Origin of the sequence: Dyella sp., from assembly GCF_036384435.1 — a bacterium.
Classification (GTDB): domain Bacteria; phylum Pseudomonadota; class Gammaproteobacteria; order Xanthomonadales; family Rhodanobacteraceae; genus GSA-30.
Genome location: NZ_DASVMI010000014.1, coordinates 1 through 9,707, shown reverse-complemented (window position 1 = coordinate 9,707; position 9,707 = coordinate 1). Strand labels below are relative to the sequence as shown.

Annotated in this window: 11 protein-coding genes; 3 read left to right on the top strand and 8 right to left on the bottom strand. The window is 62.6% G+C overall.

Annotation, left to right across the window (positions count from 1 at the left end; all coding sequences use genetic code 11):
- Nucleotides 1–1,225: YadA family autotransporter adhesin (locus VF436_RS01145; RefSeq protein ID WP_330902131.1), on the top strand; the 1,225-nt coding region annotated here is incomplete at its 5' end.
- Nucleotides 1,226–1,482: 257 nt separating this feature from the next.
- Here VF436_RS01145 and VF436_RS01140 read toward each other — a convergent pair.
- The 7 genes from VF436_RS01140 to VF436_RS21665 all read right to left on the bottom strand — a co-directional run bounded on the left by VF436_RS01140 (nucleotide 1,483) and on the right by VF436_RS21665 (nucleotide 7,526).
- A complete protein-coding gene (locus VF436_RS01140) occupies nucleotides 1,483–2,220 on the bottom strand; it encodes a hypothetical protein (RefSeq protein ID WP_330902130.1) in 738 nt (245 codons plus the stop codon).
- Nucleotides 2,217–3,497 carry a GTP-binding protein gene (locus tag VF436_RS01135; protein WP_330902129.1) on the bottom strand — a complete coding sequence of 427 codons (1,281 nt, stop codon included), beginning with the start codon at nucleotides 3,495–3,497 and terminating at the stop codon, nucleotides 2,217–2,219. The genes VF436_RS01140 and VF436_RS01135 overlap by 4 nt, the downstream gene beginning before the upstream one ends.
- Before the next feature lie 196 nt (nucleotides 3,498–3,693).
- Nucleotides 3,694–4,428: a DUF3299 domain-containing protein gene (locus VF436_RS01130; protein WP_330902128.1), complete on the bottom strand. Its 735-nt coding sequence runs from the start codon at nucleotides 4,426–4,428 to the stop codon at nucleotides 3,694–3,696.
- Complete coding sequence (locus VF436_RS01125) at nucleotides 4,428–5,684, bottom strand: ABC transporter permease (protein ID WP_330902127.1); 1,257 nt, start codon at nucleotides 5,682–5,684, stop codon at nucleotides 4,428–4,430. Before VF436_RS01125 ends, VF436_RS01130 begins: the two co-directional genes overlap by 1 nt.
- A gap of 4 nt (nucleotides 5,685–5,688) precedes the next feature.
- Nucleotides 5,689–6,360 (bottom strand): ABC transporter ATP-binding protein, encoded by a 672-nt coding sequence (locus VF436_RS01120; RefSeq protein ID WP_330902126.1) that lies wholly within the window; start codon nucleotides 6,358–6,360, stop codon nucleotides 5,689–5,691.
- Between the two features lie 38 nt (nucleotides 6,361–6,398).
- Nucleotides 6,399–6,920: a ZrgA family zinc uptake protein gene (locus tag VF436_RS01115; RefSeq protein ID WP_330902125.1), complete on the bottom strand. Its 522-nt coding sequence runs from the start codon at nucleotides 6,918–6,920 to the stop codon at nucleotides 6,399–6,401.
- Between the two features lie 99 nt (nucleotides 6,921–7,019).
- Nucleotides 7,020–7,526 carry a hypothetical protein gene (locus VF436_RS21665; protein ID WP_414649793.1) on the bottom strand — a complete coding sequence of 169 codons (507 nt, stop codon included), beginning with the start codon at nucleotides 7,524–7,526 and terminating at the stop codon, nucleotides 7,020–7,022.
- Nucleotides 7,527–7,625: 99 nt separating this feature from the next.
- Between VF436_RS21665 and VF436_RS01110 the strand changes: the two genes are divergently transcribed.
- A complete protein-coding gene (locus tag VF436_RS01110) occupies nucleotides 7,626–7,997 on the top strand; it encodes a DUF1090 domain-containing protein (RefSeq protein WP_330902124.1) in 372 nt (123 codons plus the stop codon).
- 170 nt (nucleotides 7,998–8,167) lie between these two features.
- Here VF436_RS01110 and VF436_RS01105 read toward each other — a convergent pair whose 3' ends face one another.
- Nucleotides 8,168–8,383: a DUF3820 family protein gene (locus VF436_RS01105; protein ID WP_330902122.1), complete on the bottom strand. Its 216-nt coding sequence runs from the start codon at nucleotides 8,381–8,383 to the stop codon at nucleotides 8,168–8,170.
- A gap of 89 nt (nucleotides 8,384–8,472) precedes the next feature.
- On the opposite strand from VF436_RS01105, the gene VF436_RS01100 reads away from it, so the two are divergent.
- Nucleotides 8,473–9,579 (top strand): sensor histidine kinase, encoded by a 1,107-nt coding sequence (locus tag VF436_RS01100; protein ID WP_330902121.1) that lies wholly within the window; start codon nucleotides 8,473–8,475, stop codon nucleotides 9,577–9,579.
- Nucleotides 9,580–9,707 lie beyond the last annotated feature (128 nt).

Sequence of the window (9,707 nt, the reverse complement as noted above, 5' to 3'; positions counted from 1 at the left end):
CGCCACCAACCAGAACGTGACCGCCCTGAACACGCGTGTCACCAAGAACGAAGCTGACATCACCAATATCGACGCCCGCGTCACCACCAATGAAGGCGACATCACTCACCTGAAGACGCAGATCGGTTCGGGCACGGTGGGTCTGGTGCAGCAGGCTGCTCCTGGCGCGACGCTCACCGTGGGCGCCGGTACCGACGGCTTGGCGGTGGACCTGACCAACAAGGACGGCAAGGCGCGTCAGATCAAGGGCGTGGCTGATGGTACGGAAGACACCGACGCGGTGAACCTGGGCCAGCTCAAGTCTTCGGGCCTGATCGGTAGCGATGGTAAGTTGCAGGATGCCGTGGTGTATGACGCGGGCTCCAGCCGTAGCATGATCACGCTGGGAGGCGCAGCGGGCACCATGTTGACCAATGTCATGGCGGGCACCATCGCCCCAGGCAGCATGGATGCGGTCAACGGTGGTCAGCTATGGAACATGCAGGAGCAGATCAACCAGTTGGGCGACCGCGTCACCAATACCGAGAACAGTCTGTTGTTGCCGGGCAACCCCAATCCGGTGCAGCCGCCGCCGGGCTCATCCGAGAGCGATCCGCACTTTGCTTCCAACGGCGATGCGGACAAGCCGGCAACGGCCACAGGTGTCGACAGTGTGGCCGCTGGCGCCGGTGCATCGGCCACGGGCAATAACAGCACGGCGATGGGTGCCGGCGCCAACGCCGCGGGTAGCAACAGCACGGCGATTGGTTCGGGCTCCTCGGCCAGCGGCAACAATGCCGTAGCGATCGGTGCCGGTTCGGTGGCCGACCGTGACAACAGCGTGTCGGTGGGTTCGGCCGGTAATGAGCGACAGATCACCAACGTGGCTGCCGGTACATCGCGGACGGATGCCGCCAACGTCGGCCAGGTGCAGGATGCGGTGAGCAACATGCAGGATTGGACCCGCAGCCAGGTCGACGGCCTGTCCAAGAAGCTCAACAACGTGCAGCGCCAGGCCAATCGCGGTATCGCCGCCTCGGCTGCCCTGGTCAGCAATATGCCCTACCTGCCGGGCAAGGTCACCTTGAATGCCGGTGTGGCTGGTTACCGGGGTGAGAGCGCGATGGGCGTGGGTGTATCACGCTGGAGCGAGAACGGCCGCTTCAACGTCAACGCCGGTGTATCGGCTGCCCGTGGCGATGCTCCGATCTTCCGCGTCGGCGTGGGTGTGGTGTTGGGCGACTAAAGACGGTGTGCAAGGACAAGGAATGATCGGTGAGGGCGATATCCCAGGCGGCAGTCACGGCCTGGGATATCGCGATGTGAGGCAACCGACTTGACGTCGTTGGCTGGAGCATCGCGATTCGCTCCTCGGCCTTCACGTTTGCAGTTAGCGACCTTGCGCAAATCCCGTCCAGCGCGCTGCCTCCGGTGCGCAAAGCCATGGTGGGGCGCTACAAGACCTCCAGGTTTCAGCCGAGCGACAGACGACGGAATTCGCTCTTATGCACAGGTCGAAGGCAGGCGCTGGAGCAGCACGTGGATGGATGCGGCTGCTGCTTGGGCATGCGGACCCTGCGCGTGGCAGATCGCGCGTACGCGGTTGCGCGTGTCGGCACGTAGTCCGGCACATTGCCATGCCCGCGATGCGTTCAACGGCAGCACCGCATAGGCAACCCGATTGCACGGATCGGCCGCGCGTTCGGCCAACGACAGCGATGCAAATTCGCCGGGGACCACGTCAAGAGAGGTATCGAAATAGCTGTCCGGGAATGCGCTCGCGTAGCGCAACGGCTCCAGCGTGCAGGCGAACGGCCCGATTGTCAGGGTGACCGCGCCGCGGCACGGCGCCTGGGCGGTTGCCGCATGAATCGCCTTGCCCATGGCATGGCGCAACGCTACGTTCGCCTGCGCACCGCCAGCCCCGGCCGCTAGCACCGGCAAGCCCGCTGCCATGGCCATGCGTGGCAGATCGTGCGCTCGCTCGGGAGTGCAACGCGCAGTCAACGATGCGACAAACAGGAATATCACCTCATGGGCCAGTTCATCATCGCGCACCATACGCGCGCCGAGGCCGGCAGCTTCGTCACCGGAGACGACCACATGAGTGAAAACAGGCGACGTGAGCGTCGTCGTGACGTGGCTTGGCCTGGTCTGGCCTTGCCGTCCGGGTAACCAGAGCAAGAGGGCCGTGCATGACACAACAGTCATCACTACGGCGATAGCCGCGGTGCGCTTCATTCGCGCGAGCCAGACCATGCCGGGAAAGGATCGGGCATATGTTGCCAGGCAACCGGCCCTTGCGCCATTTCTTCATTGGTCAGTAAGCAGGCATCGAGTACGGCGCGGATCGACGCTTCGGGAAGATCCACGCCGATGATCACCAGCTCCTGGCGGCGGTCGCCAAACTCCTCGTGCCACAGCTTGGTCAATGCCCGTCGTTGTGCCTCATCCGGCAGTTCGGAGGCATCGGGCGGTGCGATCAGCAAATCGTCTGCCTGGAAAGGCTCTTGCAAACGCGAGCGAATGCGTCTGCGGCTGGCCCACCAGTGGCCGGCCGGGAATACCTCGGTGGCGCCGCCGGCTACGGCGAGATTGCCCACCCAGTCCATGCGGCTGGCCAGCCAGAAATAGCCCTTGGCGCGCAGCACGCCACGAATGCCCCGGTCGAGTAGCGCCTGGAATCGGCCCGGATGCAGTGGTCGATCGCCCCGATAGACAAAACTGGCAATGCCATAAGCCTCGGTCTCCGGTGTGTGTTCGCCCATCAGCTCCTTGACCCATCCCGGTGCGCGCTGGGCCTTTTCGTAATCGAACAAGCCGGTATTGAGCACCGTTGCCAACTGCACCTCGCCGAACGCCGCTTCCACCAGTTGCGCGTCGCGATTGAGCGCACGCAGCACGCGGCGCACTTGAGTGCGCTCGTCTTCGTCCAGGCGATCGCATTTGTTGATCACGATGACATCGGCGAACTCCACCTGTTCGGTCAACAGATTGACCAGAGAGCGTTCATCGGTGCTGCCGTTGCTCTGGCCGCGCGCAGAGAGCGAATCCGTCGAGCAGTAATCGGCGATGAAGCTGCCGCCGTCGACGACGGTCACCATGGTGTCCAGGCGCGCTACATCAGCCAGCGAATACCCGCGTTCATCGCGCACGTGAAATGTCGCCGCCACCGGCATCGGTTCGGATATGCCGGTCGATTCGATCAGCAGGTAATCGAAACGTCCTTCGGCCGCCAGGCGCGCGACCTCCTGCATCAGGTCGTCGCGCAAGGTGCAGCAGATGCAGCCGTTGGAGAACTCCACCAGCTTTTCCTCGGTGCGACTGAGGTTGGCCCCGCCGTCGCGGATCAGGCTGGCGTCGATGTTGACCTCGCTCATGTCGTTGACGATCACCGCCACGCGCCGGCTTTCGCGGTTGTTCAGCACGTGGTTGAGCAAGGTGGTCTTGCCGGCACCCAGGAAGCCGGAAAGTACGGTGACTGGAAGAGGCTCGCGTGCGCGCTCAAAAGGCTGCATGAGACTGGTGGCTCCTGTGTTTAGTGATGGCACGGTCGATGAAGGAACGATCAGCACGTTGCCTGTGCTGGCCTGTGCAGTTTCGCCACCAGATGCGGTGTGGCGGTGGCGGCAAGCTCGTGCCGCCGCCATGACGCTCCTATGCCTGCCACGCCGACCACGGTGCCCGCCAGGAAGCCCAGGATCGTCGGCGGCCTCACTCGAATGCCTGCCGCAGGCGAGCGCTGTCGTCGCTCTTGTACGGTTCGATCGAGGCATCGGACATGCCATAAGCAGACGCAGCCATCACGTTCTGGGTGACCTGGGTATGCAGCACGCCCTTGAGGGTCAGCGGGTCATACAGGCTTGGCGTGTCGATGCCGTGGGCAAGCTTGACGTGTACCAGCATGTTCGGCGGTGGCGGCGGCACGTGAATGCACGCGCCATAGAACGGAACGAAGAAGAATTCCAGCATCCTGCCGTCATCGTCGGATTCGAGTGGTACGACATACCCGGGTAATTTCACTTTCTGTCCATCCAGCGCCGCCACGGTATGCAGCGTGCCGATCTGCTTCATGCGCTGGTTGCCGACGTGCAACACGGGTGGTGCGTCGTGCAGCAGTTTGATGTCTTCGGGCGGCACCATGTGCGCCCAATCGAGATCGGCATAGCCGTGTTCGTCAGGCGGCCCGAGCAGTGCATTGCCGGAGGGCTGGACGGGCACCCGCGTGCCATGTGCGGTGGCAAACGCGTTCGCGGCGACCGTGCCGTTCGCCAGCGCCTTGGTCCGCTGGGCTCGCGTGGCATCGGCTTGCGCCTGCGCGCGGGCAAGCGCGCTGGTGGCCGATGCCGTGGGATCATCCGCGGTCGATCCGGCTTCACCACGACATGCGGTGAGCGCCAGGGAGGCCAATAGCGCAGCCAGCAACGCCGTAGAGAATCGGCCGCCCATCAGATGCGCACCTGCAAGCCGTCGGCAAGCGAGCGTCGATAAGCCACCCAGCCTGGAATGCAACCGGCGAGGGAGCCCACTGCCAGCACGACGGCGAGCAACAGCCACTCACCTGGCACAGGCGCACCATCGATCACCAGGCCGGCGTGGGCCAGCAGATAATCGTGGGCCACCACCGTCACTGACGTGAGCAGGGCTACACCAGCCACCATGCCCAGCACGGTCAACAGCATGCTTTCCATAACGAGCAAGGCGAAGACCGTACCCGTGGAGGCACCTACAGCGCGTAGTATTGCCATTTCGCGTCGGCGCTCGCCAAGCGTTCCCAGCAGCGCGGTGAGCATGCCCGACATGCCTACCAGCAACACCATCGCACTAACTGCGCGCAGCGCGTTTTCGGCGGCACCAAGTAGGTGCCACAGCTCACCCAGTGCCACTCCGGGAAGTACGGATAACAGAGGTTCTTGCGGATATTCGTTAATGGCCTGTTGCACCGCGAAGGCGGACAAGCGCGAGCGCAGGCCAATCAGTGCCGCTGTGATGGCCTTGGGCGTCAGGTCCTCATGGCGTGCCTGATCGGCCGTGGTTTCCGTGCCCGGCAGGCGAATGCCCGAATGCCAGTCCAGGTGGATCGCCTCGATGGCTTGCAAGCTCACCGCGATTGTTGCATCCACCGGCGTGCCCGTCGCTGCCATCACGCCGCTGATGCGAAACGGCTTGTCGGCATGCATGGCCAGGTCCGTGCCACCGACCCCGTGGGCAAGCACGATCGTATCACCCACCTTGTAATGCAGCCGGCGCGCGACTTCCGCGCCGATCACCGCATCATAGAGGTCGGAAAATGGCTTGCCGTCGGCGAAGACGAGCGCATTGCCTTTGCCGTAGTGGTAGTGCACGAAGAAATCCGTGGTGGTGCCAGTGACGCGAAAGCCGCGGTGCGAATCGCCCAGCGACAACGGCACCGTCCAGGCCACCTCCGGCATGGCGCGGATATCCTCGTAACTCTTCCAGGTGATGTTGTTGGTGGCTTCGCCCACATGGAAGACGGCATACAGCAGTAAGGTGACCGGACCGCTGCGTGCACCTACCAGAAGATCCGTGCCTGACACGGTGCTGGAGAAGCCCAATCGTGCATCGGTACGCACGCGTTCCACGCCCAATAGCAGGAATACACTGAGCGCGACAGTCAACGCGGTCAACGCCGCACTGGCCTTGCGCTGGCGAATGCTCTTGAACGTCAGGTAGAACAGCTTCACCGGCTCATGCCTCCAGGTGGGAAGCGGCAAGCCGCAAAGGCGTGGTGCGATCGAAGTGTCCGGCCAGCGAAAGGTCGTGGCTGACGAACACGATGCCGCTGCCATGGCGTGCACATTCGCCCAGTAGCAGGCGAAGGAAGGCATCGCGTGCGGAGGTGTCCAGCGCGGAGGTTGGCTCGTCCGCCAGCAGCAGCGCCGGGCCACCAATCAACGCGCGAGCAGCGGCCACGCGTTGCTGCTGGCCCACGCTTAGTTCGCCCGTGCGCGTGCGAGACCAGACTCCTTCGTCGAGCCCGAGCGCATCGAGCAGACGTATCGCCTCGGCGCGCAAGGCCTGCCGGTTATCGCCCGCGCGATGGGCGCGCGTGGTTGACCACGCGCAGCCAAGCAGCACGTTCTCGATGGGGTCAAGGAACGGCAGCAAATTGAACTGCTGGAAGATGTAACCGAGGTGTTCGGCACGAAAGCGGTCTCGGCACGATGCGGAAAGCGAGGCCATGGACGTGCCCAGCACCGTGATGTCGCCCGTCCCGGGTGCGAGAACGCCGGCCAGCAGTCCCAGCAAGGTGCTCTTGCCGCTACCACTGGCGCCATGCAGGAACAGCCGTTCGCCCGCGGCCAATTCGATGTCACTCAGTGCCACGGTCTGGTCCGAGCCGCGCCAGCTGTGGCGCAAGCCACGGGTCCGCAAGAGCAGATCTGGGCCGTACGGAATCATGGCGTCACGTCGATGCGGCTGACCGATGCGTCAAGCGTCTGCCGGTTGCTGCCTGAAGCGGTGATCAGATTCACGACGACCTGATGCACGGAGGGGAATGCGCCGATCAACGACGCATTGATATGGTCAAGCTGCCCCATATGCGCGCAGGTGTAACGGTACCGGCTGTCGAAGTCCGCATGACCGCCAGATTCGGCAGCCTTGTCGAACCCATGCGGCTGCACCACGGCCGTTTGAAGCGTGCAGGCAGCCGCTGCCGCGGGGACAAGCCAGGAAGCGTCGTGAAGCGTAGCCGTGGTGCGGCTGACGGCAGTCCGTTCCTGGGCGGTCGCTGGAGGGTGCTCAAATCCCACCGCATCGTGACCCGGCAAGCTGACAGCGATGTCGAGCTCGTCATGCTCGATGGACAGGTCGACGATCGCCTGCCCATGCACGTGCGGGCCCAGACGGCGCTGCTGCGCCAAGGTGAGAGTGGGCAGGGCTGCGAGCAGGAAAAGGGCCATTGGAAGCAGCTTCATGAGTCGAATCGGTTGTTACGTTATAACATACCGTACACGCCCATCGCCGTGGATAAAAGCCATGACTTCTGGCCTGCTACGAGCGAAGCTAAATTGACTTCAAGAACTTGCGAATTGGTGTCGGGGCGTCACGAACTGGCGGCCTGGGCTTCCGTCCCATGCTCGTAGAATGTTTCGGTCGCGTCGTCGCAAGCAAACAGGCACTCGATGCGCAGCTCCTGGGCAGTGACACTTTGTGCAGCCCCACACACTGGTGACCATCGAGAAATAGCTCAGCATGCGACCTCGCCAGGTAAAGCCGATCGGAATCATCGGCAGGCCTGGTGCCATACCCACGTGACTACGTCGGCGCCATGCCGGGTCCACATCGGGATGGGCAAACAACGCGTCGAGCAGGGTCGTGGTGGCGTCGTCCATGCCGTTGCCGATGGTCTCGTGGGATATACGTTGCGCAATGCTTTGTGCAACGGTGTCCCACTCCACAACAAAGCCACGCATGCCAGCAGGACCAAACATCAAGTGCAGCATGTTGCGCGGCCCCTTGCGAGCAGCCAGGTCGATGAACGATCCCCAAAAGCGCGGTGACCAATCGTTGGCTGCCAGCACGTTCCAGTGACAATGACGTCAGGGGTCATGGCCGGCTGTTCATGCAGCACACGCCGGCCCAAGGCATAGTCGGTGCTTTCCACGCAGGAAGCGATACCCATGAAACATCTCGCATTCGTGTTCGCGGCCGCCATGGCGTTCCCTGGCCTCGTATTCGCTCAATCCCCGGGGTGCGAGGCTAAACGCCAAGCCCTCGAAACCGAGCTGGCCTATGCCCAGGCCCATGGAAACACGGCACGTGAACAAGGTTTGCGCACGGCGCTGTCGCACGTGGAGTCGCATTGCACCGAAGAAAGCTTGCGCAGCGCCGCGCAACAGAAGGTTGCCAAGGCGCAGGCCAAGCTTGCCGAAAGGGAGCATGACTTGCAGCAAGCCAAGGATCAGGGCAAGAGCCCGAAGAAGATCGCCGATCGACAGCGCAAGGTCGATGAGGCACACGAGGCATTGGAAAAGGCCATGCTTGAGGCATGACGGTGAAGCGGGTCTGGAAGCCAGGTTGTTGACGTTGCGTGTGACATGGAGTGCTCTCGTCTCCTGGCAAAAGCCCGCGACGGGGTCCCGGCTTGGAGGTGCAGGGCCCGACATGCGACCACGTCGCAGATCGCTTTCGCGACGGAAGTCGCTGAGACGTAGCTTGCGTCTCAGCGTGCCTTGCGCAACGGATCGAGTAGTGACTTCAACCCGTTATGATCAAGCTCGAACGCCAGCGCCAGCAGGTTGCCCAAGTCGCCGGTGGGAAAGCCCTTGCGCGCATACCAGGCCAGGTAGGGGCCCGGTAGATCAGCGATCAGGCGCCCCTGGTATTTGCCATAAGGCATGGTCATGGTGACGAGGCGTTGCAGATCTTCAGGTTTCATGCGCCAAGCGTAGCCGCATTGCCCCTCTCACGTCCCGCTTGCCCCAAGCTGCGTGCTGGCCATCAGCGCTAAAGCTACACTCGCCGGCGATGAACCTGCCACTTCGACCGCTGACGGCTGACGTGCACACCGACGAGCGTTCCGCGTTCCCGGTGAAGGCTTTCAGTGCCTTATGGATGGCATTCTGCCTGCTGATGATTTGCGCATCACTGCAAGATGCGCTGCGCAATCCGGTTATTCGCTGGTGGGAGCCTGTGCTTTGGGAAGGCAGTTCAGCCCTGGTCGCAACCGTATGGATAACGATCGCCATCTCGGTTCGTGGGCGCTACGCATCGTATCTGGATCGGCCGTTGGTGTGGTTGGGTCATTATCTTCAGTGGCTGCCACTGGTCTTCGTCACGTTCATTACGGCGGTATACGCCATACGGCATGGTGTCTATGCCCTGGTGGGGCGCAGCTACGAGCACTCGGGCTGGTGGTTCCTGTTCGCCTATGAGAGCGTCAAGCTGTCGCTATTTGCCGGCCTGTGGCTGGGCATTCTTTTTGGTATCGACTCCTATGGCCAGTGGCGCCTGCATCGAGATCGATGGCTGCAAACGCGCAAGGCGTTGGCCGAAGCCCAACTGGCTCAACTGCAAGGACAGCTCCGACCGCATTTCCTGTTCAATGCACTCAACACGGTTTCGGCGCTGATGCATACGGACGTGGCACGCGCTGATACGCTCATTGCTACGCTTGGCGATCTGCTGCGGATAAGCCTGCGATCCATCGAGCATGAAATGACGCCATTGCAGGAAGAGCTGCGCACGCTGGCGTTGTACGCAAACATCATGCGCGAGCGGTTTCGCGATCGCGTCACCTTGGCATGGCAGACCGACCAGGCACCCTTGGATACGCCGGTTCCTGTCCTGTTGTTGCAGCCGTTGCTCGAAAATGTCTTCAAGCATGGCGTCGAGCGCAGCCTGGGGCAGGTTCACATACGTATCAGTGCGCGATCCGAAAATGACCGGCTGATAATTACCATGACCAACTCCGGATCCTCCCTGACGCCCTGGCATCAGGAGGGCATGGGATTGCGCCATTGCCGCGAGCGGCTGGGTATTCTCTATGGCGATGCCGCATCGCTGCATGTAGCCAATGACGGCGATGGCGTTGAGGCAAGGCTGGTCATCCCGCTGGTCAGGGCTCCATCATGATCCGCGTGGTGGTCGCCGACGACGAAGCGCCTGCGCGCGAAAAGCTGGAACGCTGGCTGACGGATCTGCCGGACATTACCGTGGCGGGGTCCGCCGAGGATGGATGGTCCGCCGCCCGGTGCATCGAA

Excerpts from the sequence above, each read along its gene's own strand:
- VF436_RS01140 (WP_330902130.1), bottom strand. The coding sequence starts at position 2,220 with ATGAAGCGCACCGCGGCTATCGCCGTAGTGATGACTGTTGTGTCATGC.
- VF436_RS01135 (WP_330902129.1), bottom strand. The coding sequence starts at position 3,497 with ATGCAGCCTTTTGAGCGCGCACGCGAGCCTCTTCCAGTCACCGTACTT.
- VF436_RS01130 (WP_330902128.1), bottom strand. The coding sequence starts at position 4,428 with ATGGGCGGCCGATTCTCTACGGCGTTGCTGGCTGCGCTATTGGCCTCC.
- VF436_RS01115 (WP_330902125.1), bottom strand. The coding sequence starts at position 6,920 with ATGAAGCTGCTTCCAATGGCCCTTTTCCTGCTCGCAGCCCTGCCCACT.
- VF436_RS01110 (WP_330902124.1), top strand. The coding sequence starts at position 7,626 with ATGAAACATCTCGCATTCGTGTTCGCGGCCGCCATGGCGTTCCCTGGC.
- VF436_RS01105 (WP_330902122.1), bottom strand. The coding sequence starts at position 8,383 with ATGAAACCTGAAGATCTGCAACGCCTCGTCACCATGACCATGCCTTAT.
- VF436_RS01100 (WP_330902121.1), top strand. The coding sequence starts at position 8,473 with ATGAACCTGCCACTTCGACCGCTGACGGCTGACGTGCACACCGACGAG.